Source organism: Vibrio sp. Vb339 (assembly GCF_902751245.1).
GTDB lineage: Bacteria > Pseudomonadota > Gammaproteobacteria > Enterobacterales > Vibrionaceae > Vibrio > Vibrio coralliirubri.
Genome location: NZ_CADDIS010000003.1, coordinates 237,544 through 252,535, shown reverse-complemented (window position 1 = coordinate 252,535; position 14,992 = coordinate 237,544). Strand labels below are relative to the sequence as shown.

General features: G+C 43.6%; 12 protein-coding genes. 3 read left to right on the top strand and 9 right to left on the bottom strand.

Going from position 1 to position 14,992, the window contains the following annotated elements:
- The first annotated feature begins 286 nt into the window (after positions 1-286).
- Positions 287-2,146 (top strand): helix-turn-helix domain-containing protein, encoded by a 1,860-nt coding sequence (locus HRQ85_RS17110; protein ID WP_172380202.1) that lies wholly within the window; start codon positions 287-289, stop codon positions 2,144-2,146.
- Between the two features lie 138 nt (positions 2,147-2,284).
- Here the strand turns inward: HRQ85_RS17110 and HRQ85_RS17105 are convergent, their stop codons facing one another.
- The 4 genes from HRQ85_RS17105 to HRQ85_RS17090 form a co-directional block, all read right to left on the bottom strand.
- Complete coding sequence (locus HRQ85_RS17105) at positions 2,285-2,788, bottom strand: PqiC family protein (protein ID WP_048614430.1); 504 nt, start codon at positions 2,786-2,788, stop codon at positions 2,285-2,287.
- Complete coding sequence (gene pqiB / locus HRQ85_RS17100) at positions 2,788-4,413, bottom strand: intermembrane transport protein PqiB (RefSeq protein WP_172380201.1); 1,626 nt, start codon at positions 4,411-4,413, stop codon at positions 2,788-2,790. The genes HRQ85_RS17105 and pqiB overlap by 1 nt, the downstream gene beginning before the upstream one ends.
- Before the next feature lie 24 nt (positions 4,414-4,437).
- Positions 4,438-5,685 (bottom strand): paraquat-inducible protein A, encoded by a 1,248-nt coding sequence (locus HRQ85_RS17095; RefSeq protein ID WP_172380200.1) that lies wholly within the window; start codon positions 5,683-5,685, stop codon positions 4,438-4,440.
- A 183-nt stretch (positions 5,686-5,868) separates the two neighbouring features.
- Positions 5,869-6,735 carry a LysR family transcriptional regulator gene (locus HRQ85_RS17090; protein ID WP_172380199.1) on the bottom strand — a complete coding sequence of 289 codons (867 nt, stop codon included), beginning with the start codon at positions 6,733-6,735 and terminating at the stop codon, positions 5,869-5,871.
- Between the two features lie 141 nt (positions 6,736-6,876).
- On the opposite strand from HRQ85_RS17090, the gene HRQ85_RS17085 reads away from it, so the two are divergent.
- Entirely contained in the window at positions 6,877-7,251 is a 375-nt protein-coding gene (locus HRQ85_RS17085) for a YybH family protein (RefSeq protein WP_172380198.1), read from the top strand.
- A gap of 219 nt (positions 7,252-7,470) precedes the next feature.
- Here HRQ85_RS17085 and proX read toward each other — a convergent pair whose 3' ends face one another.
- From proX to proV, 3 genes are read right to left on the bottom strand one after another with little or no spacing between them, the layout of a single operon-like run.
- Positions 7,471-8,478: a glycine betaine/L-proline ABC transporter substrate-binding protein ProX gene (gene proX / locus HRQ85_RS17080; RefSeq protein ID WP_172380197.1), complete on the bottom strand. Its 1,008-nt coding sequence runs from the start codon at positions 8,476-8,478 to the stop codon at positions 7,471-7,473.
- On the bottom strand, positions 8,471-9,565 hold the full coding sequence (proW, locus tag HRQ85_RS17075) for a glycine betaine/L-proline ABC transporter permease ProW (protein WP_172380196.1): 1,095 nt from the start codon (positions 9,563-9,565) through the stop codon (positions 8,471-8,473). The genes proX and proW overlap by 8 nt, the downstream gene beginning before the upstream one ends.
- A 3-nt stretch (positions 9,566-9,568) precedes the next feature.
- Positions 9,569-10,756, bottom strand: coding sequence for a glycine betaine/L-proline ABC transporter ATP-binding protein ProV (gene proV, locus HRQ85_RS17070; RefSeq protein WP_172380195.1), 1,188 nt, complete (start codon positions 10,754-10,756; stop codon positions 9,569-9,571).
- A 641-nt stretch (positions 10,757-11,397) separates the two neighbouring features.
- On the opposite strand from proV, the gene HRQ85_RS17065 reads away from it, so the two are divergent.
- Positions 11,398-12,135 carry an HAD-IIB family hydrolase gene (locus tag HRQ85_RS17065; RefSeq protein WP_172380194.1) on the top strand — a complete coding sequence of 246 codons (738 nt, stop codon included), beginning with the start codon at positions 11,398-11,400 and terminating at the stop codon, positions 12,133-12,135.
- A 39-nt stretch (positions 12,136-12,174) separates the two neighbouring features.
- Here the strand turns inward: HRQ85_RS17065 and HRQ85_RS17060 are convergent, their stop codons facing one another.
- Both HRQ85_RS17060 and HRQ85_RS17055 read right to left on the bottom strand, forming a co-directional pair.
- A complete protein-coding gene (locus HRQ85_RS17060; protein WP_017068050.1) occupies positions 12,175-12,387 on the bottom strand; it encodes a TIGR02450 family Trp-rich protein in 213 nt (70 codons plus the stop codon).
- A 141-nt stretch (positions 12,388-12,528) separates the two neighbouring features.
- Positions 12,529-14,982 carry a molybdopterin guanine dinucleotide-containing S/N-oxide reductase gene (locus tag HRQ85_RS17055; RefSeq protein WP_172380193.1) on the bottom strand — a complete coding sequence of 818 codons (2,454 nt, stop codon included), beginning with the start codon at positions 14,980-14,982 and terminating at the stop codon, positions 12,529-12,531.
- Positions 14,983-14,992 lie beyond the last annotated feature (10 nt).

The window sequence follows — 14,992 nt, the reverse complement described above, 5'->3', positions numbered from 1 at the left end:
CATAGGAGGCAAATGGAAACAATAGAATGGATAAGAAAAAGGCAAGATTGTATCTGAACATTAACGCGCACTTCACAGTAGATTGACAAGTGTCTAGGCAAAAAGCCATAGATTTGACGTCACTAATTTGGCACTTAGCCTGTTAGGGACATGCGCAACATACAGTTCAAATAATCCGAACAATTAACATCCGTAAAAAACAAATTACTGAAGATGTTAAATAGAGAGTCTGATGTCTAAATTAGAATCAAGACATTGAGTTAATTATCAGAAGGTTAATGTTTTAATGAGTGAGTTTTCACAGTTGTTACGTAACTTCAGAAAGGAACTTCAATTTACACAAACAGAGTTTGCAACCTACTTAAATCAGCTGGACGATGAGTTTAATGCGGTTGACGTCGTAACGATAAATCGTTGGGAAAACAGTAAGGTAAAGCCTTGTACATACAAAGCACTCAAGATCTTACAGTACCTTGGCGGAGATTTGTTTGAGACAATAAAGAGCTTTAAGTCCGAACAAAAAGACACGTTAATCGAACTGTTTTTAAACGAATCCTATGGCTCATTTCAAAGTAGAATTTCAGCTCTATCAGGCCTGAATCAACAACAAGGCAAACGCAACTTTAAGTCACTGCCTTTAATGTCAGAGCCGTGTGACACTGGCGTTATCGACAGAATCAAACTACTTTCTAAATTCACAAAAGTCGATATTTCGCCACTGGACCAAATTGATTTATATCTCTACTACTGTGAGAAAAAAGCACATGGTCACAAGCTGATCAATGTAGATGGCGACATTGTGAGTCACAACGTAGGCTTTTTCTTTGAAGACCATCAATTTGAGACATTAAAAACTCAAGAGCTAGATCTAAGAATGGCCTGCTCTTTAAATTCAAGCAAAAGCATAAATTATTTTAATATAAGCTCACACTCAGAGACAAAAGATCATGTTATTGAGCATATAGTTTCAGATATACAGTTACTTTCTCAGAACAAAAACATTAAAAAATATTCTGTTTTAGTAAAAGACCCCAATATGATGAGACTCTTGAAGAGTGTGGGGTTTGAAGTATTTAAATTTTCAGAACCTTCTGCTAAAAAATGTAATATCACATTCAAAAATAAATATTATAGCTACTGTATATTAACGATTGATAAAATAGACTATCTGACTAATCGGAACGTAATGTCACTAATCAAAGATGAATATTCTACCATGATGAAATTTCCGCAATTACTGCGCGAAGCGCGCAAGAAATTGAAGTTAACGCAAAAGGATTTTGCGGCATACATTAATCACTTAGATGATGAATTCAGCTCTGTAGATGTCGTAACGATAAATCGATGGGAAAATAGCAAAGTAAAGCCAAGTAATTACAAAGCCCTAAAGCTATTGGACTGCCTTGGTCTGGACTTGTATACAACGTTGAAATCCTTTGATTCAGAAGATAACGAAGACAGTGCATTACTTGAAGACTTCCTTCGTGAGAGGTTCTTTTCGTTTCAAAGCCGAATATCGTCTATCACTAAAGGGGAAATAGAAGAAGGCTGCGACTGTCAGATCATGCCACTAATGACAGATCAGAATGACAAAGCAGTAATAGATAGAATAAAGCTGATTTCACAATATACAAAGATGGATCCTTCAGCCCTTGATACTATCGATCTGTTTCTCTATTGCAGTGAAAAAAAGGCGCATGGCAGAAAAATGGTCGATGTTAATGGCGATATTGTTAGTCATAGCCTAGGTTTTTTCTTCAACGAAGAGGTGTTCGAGCAATACCAAAATAAGCATCTACATATTAAGCAAGCTTGCTCTTTAGATTCTAACCAGAACTTAAATTACATTGTGGTTAGCGGTCACTCTGAGAAGCGCGAACAATCTATTGCGAACCTAATTTCCGATATGAAGCTTCTTGCAAGAAATACTAAGATTAAAAAGTATTCCATGATCATTAAGAACCCAAGTGCATTGGAACTTATGAAGAACATCGGATTTGAAATATGGAAGTTTTCAGAACCAACAGAAGAAAAGTCGAACATCACCTTCAAAAACAAAAACTACCGCTATTGCGTACTGACTATCGATAAAATCGAATTACTGAGTAACAAGAATGTTATCGCATTCATTAATAAATATGGTTAACGACTCAGGTTTACTGGATATAAACAGCCACCAAGCAAGAGGTGACTTTTAAATTCTCCGAGAGGCTACCAAATAGTAATCGGGTGAATAAGTCAATTAGCCAGATATACGACCAGCGGTATTCATACAGACAAACACCTAAGGCAATTGCGTCTGAATCTCAGATAACACCGTATCTAACCCTTCACCTAGTGCTTCAACAAGTGCTTCATAACCGGCTTCTTTCAAAGGTACTTTTGATTCGAAGTCGGCACGTGCAAGCTCTGAGCCTTGATCGCTCAATACCCAAGTTCCTTTCACTTCTGCGTTTCCGGTATAAGAACCATTGAACTGCTCAAAGGTTATCGTCAACTCTCTTTCGGGCTCTCCTGATGTATCAGAAGTATTGACCCGCTCTTCAAGCAACCCTTCAAGGTTCTCAGCCCAAACGTGTTTACGTGCAGACACCAATTCATTTTCAGACTTGCGATACGCAATCCCTATTGTGTCGAGATAGTCTGGTAACTCCACTCTCGTTTTAACCTTAAAGATCGGTTTATCTAGCGTACTTTCTGGCAAGAGATACGCGTTAGTGCCATCAGTAGGCGTTGAACACCCTAAAAGCCCGAAGAGCACGATAAGTGATATAAATAGCTTTCTCATTATTCCACTCCCTTAACTGGAATCGGGTCTTCTTCTACTTCGCTACCAAACACCAACGCATTCGGTTTATCGTTCAACACTTTAATCAGTGGACGAAGCTCTTTTAACACATGTTCTAGCTCTTCAGATGCACTGATCAATTGCTTATAGGCGTCCGAATCATCATCGTAGCTCTCTAATGTCGTCTCAAGTTGCTTCATGGTTTCACTCAGATCCTTTGGTAACGCTTTTGCGCCCTCACTATCCAGCAGTTCATCCATACTCTTTAAGGTGCTATCTAATGAAGCAAGCGAGCCATTTAAGTTAGCCACAGTCGCATCTAGCGGTAACTCGTTAATCTTGGTTAAGAAGTCTGTGATCTGCTTTTGAATCTCGGTCAAGCCACCAGCTACAACAGGGAAGACAGGATAACCATCAAACTCTCTTGGCTCGTACGGTTCTTCGTCTTCATAGAAGTTTATGTCGACAAACAATGCGCCGGTAAGCAAGTTACCCGTCTTCAAAGTCGCCCTTAAACCCTCTCCCATTTGGAGGTCGACTCGTTTGGCAAAGCTTTCAGCATTCACAGCCTTAAAGACTTCTGAAACTCGTTCTATCTCCAGCTTGATTAAGATGGGAATGCGGTTCGAGACTTTACCGTCTTTGTCCATGCGAATCTGTAACGGCACTGTATCCACTGTACCTATTCGAACGCCACGATACTCCACGGGAGCGCCCTTCTTTAGACCTCTGACTGACTCTTCAAACAACAATACGTAATCAATAGAAGTGGTGTATTTACCTTGTAAAACTGCGTCGTAATTATCGTAAAGTGTATATTCTTGTAAGTTCTCTTTGATCTGCTGTCCCGGCTGAATGCTCTCTGCCACATCAAAACTCACGCCGCCCGTTATTATACTTTCTATCGATGCGAAGTTAACGTCGAGGCCATTCGCACCGAACTTCACATCAATCCCAGAGGACAACCAAAACTGAGTTTTCTCGAAGATCAGCCCGTCATAAGGAGCAAAGATAAACAGTTGGTATTTACCCACTTTATTCTCGTAATCGAAACTTGTTTTCTCGACACGTCCAACAACAAAGCCATGATGCAATACAGGTTCGCCAACGTTCAGTTGATTCGCTTTATGGTGCGATAACACCACACGAATGCCTTTGGTGTCTGGCCCTGCGACGGGTGGCGTGTCTAACACATCGAACTTCAATTGAGATTCACTGGATTTTCCAGGCTTCAATTCAATGTATGAGCCAGACAAAATGGTTTCTAATCCACTGATTCCATCAGTACCAATGTGTGGCTCAACCACCCAAAATTGAGTCTCAGTATTGATCATGCGAGAGGCTTTCTTGTCTATTTGAGCTTTGGCGATGATGTATTCATAATCTTCACTTAACGCCACGTCTGTGATGGTCCCAACATGCACGTTCTTAGATTTGATCGCCGTTTTTCCTGCTTCTATCCCAGAAGCATCTGGCAAGATCAGGGTGATTTCAGGTCCACGATTGTTGAAGTACTGGAACAGCATCCAACACCCGACCAGTACCGCAATAATCGGCACAATCCAGACCGGAGATAATTCGCTTTTTTTTGATACTTTCGCATCTGAAGTAGTTTGCTTTTCCATATGTCCCACACCTCTTTGGGGAGATTACTTCCATATAATCCGAGAATCGAAAATCATCGCCGACAACATCGTAAAGATAACAACCGACGCAAATGACAGTGCCGCTGGCCCAGGGTAAATAGCCATCACACCATCGAGCTGAACTAAGGCAACCAAGATAGCGACGACGAAAATATCTATCATCGACCAACGGCCAATAAACTCGGTGATACGGTAGAGCTTAAGATAACGACTCGCCCTTTGATTGGTGAGCCCATGTACCCTTTTTGCATTCCAGTACAGATAAGCCAAGGCAAACATCTTTGCCATTGGGATGAAAACACTCGCGATAAGAATAATAAGTGCCACGGGGTATGAACCCATATTCCAAAGCAAGATCACCCCTTCCATGATGGTGGATCCTTCACTCGTCCCGAACGCAGACGTATACATCATTGGGTATAGGTTTGCTGGAATATAGAAAACGACAGAGGTGAACAACAGCGCCCACGCTATTTGCAGATTTTTTATTGGTTCAAATCGATGTAAATGTGTGTGGCAGCGTGAGCAATGATGAGTAGCCTCACTGTAGCGATGCACTTGACCGCAAATATGGCAAGCAAGGTGCTGCTTGTTCTGAAAGGTACTACCAACCGTTTGTTCTTGTGCGTTTTTAGTCGGAACTAAGCGATCCCATAACCAATCAAAATCAACCAAAGAAATCGTCTTCACCACCAACATGGCGTAGATACAGAACGCCCAGAATGATATCCCCATCGATACATCGGCTAATGCTGCGATCTTGATTAAGCTGACCAATACGCCGATCAAAAACACATCGACCATCAACCAAGGCTTTGCCCAACTTAATGACTTCAACGCCAAAAAAGTGAAACGGTTAGCCGAATAATGAATGTGCTTCTTTCTGTCTACCAGTAGATAAAACCAGAGAGAAAGCACCAAAAAATAGGCAGGTAAAAGAATCACGGCCAGAAAAAGTAATATAGCAATCAGGCTGTTATCCATTCGATTCATCATATCAACAGCTTGATACAGGGTGATTTGCTGGCTAATTCCTTGAACGCTGAACGACATATACGGGAATGTCAGGCTCATGATTAAAGCAATAAGGCTAGCCGACGCATAAGCCATCACCCCCTGCTCTTTATGATGCCCGAGGCTCGATAAGGTGTGAGAACATCTCGGGCAAGAAGCTTCACTGCCCGCAGACAGTTCTTCAAACTGACTAACCAGCCCGCATTCGTGGCATGACTTGGTAAAGCGCTCTGGCAATGACGTCCCCTTTTAGTCTTTATAAGCAACTAGACACTCTAGGTAAATATAAGTAAGGGTTGGATTTTTTGCCAATATGCACCGAATTAAACGCACACGATATACTAGAAATGAGAGGTAGAAAGTAAAAGGGGATGACCCATCGGCCATCCCCTCGCAATCATAAAGTTGTGCCTAGAAAGATTAAACCAAATTACACTTGAGCTTTTCTTTCAACGCTTGGATACACAGCTTGATGGCGATAGGCGTATTTGAAGCGAATGGGTTTAGTGCATAAACCGTGTTAGTCGGTAGTTGGAAGCTTGGCATTATGTCGACCACTTCATTAGATAACTGAGAGATGTAGAAATCTGGAATCACACCGATACCGACACCAGATTTGATCAAGGCAAGGCAGCTGTGGAAAGAGTTGGTGGTGCAGCTTACTTGTTGTTGGTAAACGAAGTTTGTTTCAGTGTGAGAGGTAAAGTAATGAGAGATCTGCTTCCCCTGCCACGAGTTAGCGATATAAGGGATAGAATCAAGCTTGCGTTCACGCATGCTTTCAACGCCACACAACACATCTTTAAATTCACCCAAGCGTTTCTGCTTGAGGTTACTGTCACGAGAACTGCCCACTCGTACCGCAAGATCAATATCGTGTTCCATGAAGTCTAGATGTTGATCGTCGCTTATCAGTTCTGGCTTTAGCTTCGGATATTGCTTCATCAGATCGGCAATAACAGGCGCAACCAACAAGTCCATCAACGCATTCGGAGCTGTGATGCGAATCCGGCCTTGTGGCTCTTCTAGCTCGGCTTTTGCCATATCCCAAGCCGATTCAGCGATCACATTGATGTCTTTGCAACTCAAATAAAAGCGCTCACCCATGCTTGTCAAAGTTTGTCTTCGTGTTGTGCGTTTAAGGAGAGAGGCGCCTAACTCTTGTTCTAGAATTTTGAGATGTTGACTGACGACAGATTTAGACAACTCTAATTTTTCAGCCGCAGCCGAGACTGAACCCTGCTCTACGATATGAGCGAAAATCGACATCTGCTTTAGCTTACTCATCTTATTGTTCTCTTTTTACAAACAGTACTTTCTATTATCTCTGTTTTTCAAATTAATTTCCAAGGCTAAACTCAATTCAACTTATCGAGATACCAAATCAAAAAGACAGTACTTGAAACAAGACTGTTATGGAGAAAGACAATGTTAAACAACCAAATTTTAGAAGCATGTAAGCAAGGGATTAACGCGTGGCAAAAAGCTTTCAACAGCCAAGATGCGAAAGGTTGTGCCGATCAATATACTGAAAGCTGTGTAATGGAAGCGCGTCCATTTGGTACTTTTGAAGGTCGTGAAGCGATTCAAGCATTTTGGCAAAACATCATCGACCAAGGCTTCAAAGACGTTGATTACACCGACGTTAAATGGGAAGAGCACCCTGAAGGCGGTTACATTCTTACCGCTAGCTGGACAATGAACAAAGCGTTTGGTGTTGTACATCGTGAACACTGGGCACTTGAAGCCGATGGCTGCGCTCGCTTAGTCAGCGACGACTTCGAAGTTCAAGGCGAACGCTAGAAGCTAGAAGCTAGAAGCTAGAAGCTAGAACTGCAGCATAAAGCATAGAAACAGAAAACAAAAAGCCAGCAATCCAAATGGACTGCTGGCTTTTTAATGTTCACTCTTGTCGCCCTTTCATTTGATTTGAAGGTGATTGAGTGACTCTACACAATCACTCAACACGCTCATCATTTCAAATCAAAATGTCTGGTAAGACAGAGCAAATACAAGTCAAAGTTACAGTGCTGCTTTCTTCGCTTCTGTAATCCAACCATCGAACGTGCTTTGGTTCGCTTTAATCCAACCATTTACGTGCGCTTCGATATCCGCAGAGCTGTTCTTACCTTTACTCATCATCATGTTCTGAGCACTTACATCATTGATGTTAAGTTTGATGATTTCGAAAAGCTTCGCTGCTGATGGGTTGTTCTTAGCAAACTCTTTGTTCGCAATAATGCGCATTGAGTTCATTTCGAAGCCGTAGTTTTTGCCGTTAGATAACGTCGTGTCCACATTCGAACGCTCGCCAGGAAGTGCTGAGAAAGGAACCTCTAACCAAACTACATCTTCGTTAGGCACCAATACGCCACTTACCCAGTAAGGTGTCCACGTGTAGTAAAGGATTGATTCACCTTTTTGGTAACGAGAAATCGTGTCTGCGATGATTGCAGCGTAGTTACCTTGATTGTGAGTCACCGTATCGTCCAGCTTGAACGCTGAAAGTTGATGTTCAATTACCATCTCACAACCCCAACCTGGGTTACAGCCTGTTAGGTCTGCTTTACCATCACCGTCCGCATCAAACAGCTTCGCGATTTTTGGATCGGTTAATTGACCAATGTTTGTGATGTTGTACTTTTCAGCCGTTTTCTTATCAATTAGGTAACCTTGAGCGGCGCCGCTTACATATTGGCCTTCACGGTAGAATTTCTCATCACCACCAGCCATTGTGTATTTGTCAGCATGAAGCGGGAACCAACCTACCGTTAGGAACGTTGCGTCACCCTTTGCAATCGAGGTGTAACCTACGTTGTAGTCCACTTCTTGAGTTGATTTCACGTCATAACCCAGTTCTTCTAGAGCACGGTTAACGATCAATGTTTGGAACGTCTCTTCCGCTACAGACGATTGAACAGGCTGAACTGATACGCCCTCACCCGGTAGGCTTGCTGCCCACACGTTAGTCGATATCGCTAATGTAGAAACGATGCTTACTGCAAGTTTACTCTTCCATGAATTATTCATTGGTGTTTTTCCTTAATTGAAGTTCTGATTTGTTACCGCGATTAAGTACATTCAGTACAAGGGAAACAGGTCCCATGCGATACCAGCGTAATTTTGTATTACCTGCATTTACCCCGAGAACTTGGGTAATGCGGTCAAGCAGGATTGCTAGAATAACGATGCCGAGACCACCAACAGCGGCCAGTCCCATATCTAGACGGCCGATACCTCTCAGTACCATTTGACCTAAACCGCCTACCGCAATCATTGATGCGATAACCACCATCGACAACGACAACATCAGTGTTTGGTTCACGCCGGCCATGATGGTTGGCAATGCAAGTGGCAGTTGAATTCGGTAAAGCATCTGCTTTTTGCTCGCACCGAATGAGTGACCCGCTTCAATCAATTCTTCCGGTACTTGCTGAATACCCAAGATGGTCAAACGAACGACAGGAGGAAGTGCGAATATAATGGTCACCACGACACCCGGAACGTTACCGATACCAAACAACATTACGATCGGTACTAAGTAAACGAAGGCTGGTGTGGTTTGCATAGCATCCAAAATTGGGCGCACGAATTTAGCCGCCGTGTTACTTCGGGCGAGCCATATCCCCATCGGTAAGCCAATCAACAGACAGAAGAATACGGATGTCATGACCAGTGACAATGTGGTCATTGCTTCAGACCAAGCGCCAATCAAGCCGATGAAAGTCAAAGACACGGCCGTTGCAACGCCAAGCTTCAAGTTTGAAAACTGCCACGCCACAAGAAACAAGATGATCAACATGAATGGTGCTGGTGTAGACACCAACGCCGTTTCAAATGAACTTAGAATAAAATCGATAGGCACACGAATCGCTTGGAATAATGGGCGTCCGTGCTCAACTAACCAATTCAGTCCAGACTCAACCCAAGTGTCAACAGGCAGCACAGCCTCTGCAAAAGGGTTTAGTGGATCAAAAGGTGTCGTTTCAACTGTTTCGCTACTTAACCAATCTGCTGATGGTGAGGTATCAGCGGCTTGACCCCAAGGATCACTTTCAGGTTGAGCTGCAGGGGCCGATTGAGACCATGGGTCATTATTTGTTTGTTCAGACGACATGATCTACCCCTTATCCAATGTTTGTAACAGTCGTGACTTAGTTACCACGCCAAAGTAATTACCTTGCTCATCCACAACTGGCACTGAGTAAGGCACACCACCAACTAGGCCAAGCACATCACTGATTGGTAAATCAGGGTTGAGCGTTAATCCATCATCGAGCTGCGCGCTGACGAGTGATTTGTTCTCTTTGTGAGCTTTACGAAGCGAGTCGATGGAGACAATACCGGAGTAACGGCTGCTCTTCTCAACTACGATGCCGTATTCGCGGTCGTTATCCATCAAAATTTGTAGAGCGGACGCCGGGCCATCGTGTTCTGATTTTTTAAATACCGCAGCTGGCTTCTTACGCGCAATGTCTTTCACAGTAAGCACGCTTGCCACGTTCACACCGCGGAAGAAAGCTTCGACATAATCGTTGGCTGGGTTATTAAGAATATCGTCTGGAGTACCTACTTGAACCACTTCGCCATTTTGCATAATCGCAATTCGGTCACCGATACGCATCGCTTCATCCAAATCATGCGAGATGAAAACAATGGTTCGTTTATCGTCATTTTGCAGGCGAATAAGCTCATCTTGCATTTCAGTACGAATCAAAGGATCGAGCGCCGAGAATGCTTCATCCATTAACAAGATATCTGGGTCACATGCTAGTGCACGAGCCAAACCCACACGCTGCTTCATACCACCAGATAGTTCATCTGGGTAAGACTCTGAATATGCGCCAAGACCTACACGCTCTAGCGCTTCAAGTGCTGACTGCTTTCGTTGTTCAACTTCAACGCCCGCAAGCTCTAGACCAAACGCGGCATTCTCGATAACCGTCATATGCGGCATCAGAGCGAAATTTTGGAAAACCATGGAGATGTTGTTGCGGCGAACTTCGCGGAGTTCATCTTCTGAGATGTGGGCAATGTCTTTGCCTCGAAGAAGCACATTGCCTTTGGTAGGTTCGATCAAGCGGTTAAGAAGGCGTACTAGGGTTGATTTGCCAGACCCTGACAGTCCCATTATGACGAAAATCTCGCCTTCTTGAATACTAAGAGAAACATCGTTAACGCCGATCGTTAGCCCTGTTTCTTCGAAAACTTTATCTTTGTTCGCGCCTTCATTAATCATTGTAAAAGCACGATCGGTGTCTTCACCAAACACCTTGTACAGTCCCTTAACTTCCAGTATGGGATCCATATAATCTAATCCTTTCTTAGCTATTTTAACTTAAAAATGGTTATTTAAGCTCGAAAAACGATTAGCACTCTAAGTAATTAGCGAGTGTAAATCAAGGGGCTTCGTTCGGTAAAACAAGGCAAGAGACCGAAACCAGACCAGCGCCTACAAGACCAAAAAACAAGCAAAAACACGACAAACCACTGATAGTTAAAGGGATAAATTAGAAGAACGCACGACCAATATTATGTGTTACGTAGTCGTAGATTATTGAATATTAATTTTACATTGGAGTGATTAATAGGCTGAATGAACCAACAAAAACCACAATTAGTTCGTGCACAAATAATTCGAATACGAATTAATTATTAAGCTTTCATGATGTTTCCGAGGCGAAAGTTCGCTCGGTAGAAAAGATAAGATCAACTCTCAATCTCTACCTAAAAACCAAAGGTCCACCGGCTAAAGTCAGCGAGTTGAATTCAACCTTTTAGACCAAGAATTTTAATACATCACACCAACTGTGATACTTGCTGCAAACTGTCAATTGATGATTATCTAAGCTGGACTTCAACTTGTAGAGTACTCATTGCTGAGCCATTCTTTATAAAAGAAATAAACATTTTCCCGTGCCGAAATAGAGAAAAAGACAAGGAATTCGAATGATAAAAATGTTGGTGTGTGACTTTGACGGTACGCTTGATGGGGGCTCATCTCACGGTGTTAACCAGCTATTTGATTACCTCACAGAACAACCTGATATTCGCTTTATCATCGCGACAGGAAGAACATTACCTTCGATTCGAATGGGTTTAGAATCGGATAACTACCCGAAACCACAAAGTATTATTTGCGATGTGGGCACTAAAATTCATCATGTTCATTCCCAAAAACCAGACCATGTTTGGCATAACCAACTGGAAGCTTCTTGGAACAAATCAAAAGTAGAGACGGCTCTCGCCCCCTTTAATTTTATGGGTGAGCGGATAGAGAACCATCAAGGCGATTACAAGATCACCTTTGAAGGAAAGCTTTCAGAGCCTCAACACGAACTGATTGAATCTAGCTTGGAGATGCACGGATTAGATGTTCACCTTACTTACTCTCATGATTGGTACTTAGATATCACACCAAAAGGCGTTAATAAGGCGACTGCGATTCACCATCTACTCGAACAACACGATTTGAGCGTTGCGGAAGTGTGTGTCGCAGGTGACTCAGCTAACGACACCTCAATGCTCACCATTGAAGGAGTAAACTCGATACTGGTTGCTAACCATTACCCAGAGGTTGCTCACCTATCGGATAGAGACAACGTATACACGAGTAGAGCAACACATGCTGAGGGTGTCTTAGAAGGCCTTAAATACTGGCAAGAGCGTGCGGCAGCGGGTAATTAGAATAAGTAGAAGTGGCCGACCGCTCCGTACTTCCTATCCTTATTTCCAACCGGGAAGCCAATGATCCTTGTCGGTGAGATCCCGCCAGTTGATGTCTTCCTCTCGTTTGGTCATCACCGCTTCTATCAAACAACGAATGACCTCCCCTTCTTCAAACTCGACCTCTGTGACCATAAAGTGTTTTTCTTTCTTTACAGGGCTAACGGCCGTCCATTTACTGCGAAGTAGTTTCTTTGGATTGATTCGATTCATGAGCTTATTTCTCGCTTAGATGTCATTGATTATTATGGGTTGTCTAGCCGACATTGAGTAATAGTCTTCATCGCAAGAAAAGGATCAAAAAAAGCCAGCGATTAGGCTGGCTTCATTCAGTGAGCTATTTCTTGTTAAAGATTAGCCATTTTTAGGTGGATCAAATGCAGTGAGTTCTAATACTGGACCTGTGTATTTTTCAATCTTCACAAGCGCAGAGTTTGCAGCACAGCCATTCGCCAAACGAGAAGTCGGGATATCCAACGTAAGCACGTTACAGCCACCGTTTTTACATAGACCAGTGTCTTTATCTAAATCTGGCCAACCGCCTTCATGAATACATACAGAGCCTTGTTTGATGCCATCCGTCACTAATGCACCCACCAATACTTGTCCACGACCATTATGTGCACGAACCAAGTCACCCGTTTTAATACCTCGAGCTTTCGCATCTTCAGGGTGGATTGAAATCGGCTCGCGGTCTGCGATCGCATACTCTTCACGAATCTTCGCGTAGTTGAACTGACTATGTAGACGGTGCGCCGCGTGCGCTGTCATTAATTGCAGTTCGCCATCTTTAGCATTGCCGGTGTACTCTGTCGGCTCCATCCAAGTTGGATGTGGAGGACAATCATCAAGCTTGTAACCTTCAATCGTTCTAGAAAAGATTTCAATCTTGCCACTTGGTGTTCCGAGTGGGTTCATAATTGGATTTTCACGGAAGTCAGCGTAGCGAACAAACTTCGCATTCTTGTCGTTCCACTTCATCTCAATCAGTTGGTTATCTTCCCAGAACTTGCTGAAGTTTGGCATTGCAACACGTGCAGCGCGGCCACCTTGTTGAGCAGCTTTATAGAATTGGTACAACCATTCCATTTCTGTTTTGCCTTCGGTGTACACCTCATGGCCACCAGGCGCTAACAGTTCTGCCATATCTGCAAATACATCGAAATCGTTACGAGCTTCACCTTGAGGCTCAACCGCTTTCTTCATTGGTACTAAGTGCTGGTTACTGTAGTCGCCTGTCATCGTCAGGTCATTACGTTCAAACGATGTTGTAATAGGCAAAACAATATCCGCATGCTTAGCGGCTGCGGTCCAGTAAATCTCTGAAATAACAACCAGTTCCGGTTTCTGCCACGCTTTGATCAAACGGTTGGTGTCTTGGTGATGAGTGAAGTTACCACCGCCCGCCCACCAGATCATTTTGATATCTGGGAATACACGATCATGACCATTATGCTTGTACGCTTTGCCCGGGTTTTCCAATGCTTCCACAATACGAGCAACAGGGAACGAGTTGATCACCTTGCCTGTCGCAGACCAGCCACGCTCATCACTACCTGCAACAGCACCCAAAGATGCAGACATTGCAGGCAATACGCCAGCGTCACGAGATGGGTTACCGCCATTTGAGTAGTGGTAAGAGAATCCGAAACCACCTCCTGGCAAACCAATCTGACCAAGCATTGCAGCAAGAGTTACTAACATCCAGTGGCGTTGCTCACCAAATTGTTGACGCTGAATGCCCCAACCGGCCATCAACATGGTGCGGTTGCTGCTGAAAATATCAGCCAGCAATTCAAGCTGTTTAACTGGCACACCACACACGCTTGACGCCCACTGTGCATCCTTCACTACGCCGTCTTCTTTACCCATCAGGTAATCTTCGAAAACGTCATAGCCTGTCGTGTATTTGTCGATGAACGTTCGATCGTGTTTACCTTTGATCACTAACGTGTGGGCAATACCCATCAACATCGCAACATCCGTCATTGGGTGCGGAGCAATCCACTCTGCGTTGTCACCAAAGAACTCGATAGTTTCAGAGCGCATTGGATCGATAGCAATCACGGTTTTGCCAGACTTCTTCAATTGATGGAAGAACTCAAGACCAGAACAGTCGGTTGAACTCCAAGCAATCTTCAAAGTGTTCATTGGGTTTAGACCCCAAAGCACGACCACATCACTGTGTTCTAACACCATTGGGTGCGTTGTTTGTTGTTCGTATACTTCAATCGAGCCCACAACGTGCGGCATGATAACTTGCGCTGCACCTGTTGAGTAATCGCCCATGTGACCCGAGTAACCACCAGCCATCCCCATGTAACGTTGAAGTAAGGTTTGTGCCTTATGAAGCACACCACTAGAACGCCAGCCGTATGAACCTGCGAAAATCGCATCTGGGGTGTTATTTGCACGAATACGCATGTGCTGTTCGTGTATTAGTTTGTACGCTTCTTCCCAAGATACGCGAACAAACTCATCGCTACCGCGCGCAGCTTTAGGCGCTAACGGATTATCTAAGTAGCTCTTGCGCACCATAGGGTATTTAATACGCGCTTTGGTATGTACTTGGTCTGGGCCCGTTGTTTGAAGGCTGTTGAAAACGGTTTGAGGTACCGCATTCGTTGTAGACACTAGCTTGCCATCTTTCACTTCACACAGCATTGGTCCCATACGACCAGCCGTTAGAACACCTTTACCACGCGTGTTTGACGAAGCGACTGACATTGGAGAGAACGACGTAAACGCCATCGCACCAGCAGTCATACCTGTGCCTTTTAAAAATCCGCGACGAGTAATATCTGTCATTTTTTATTCC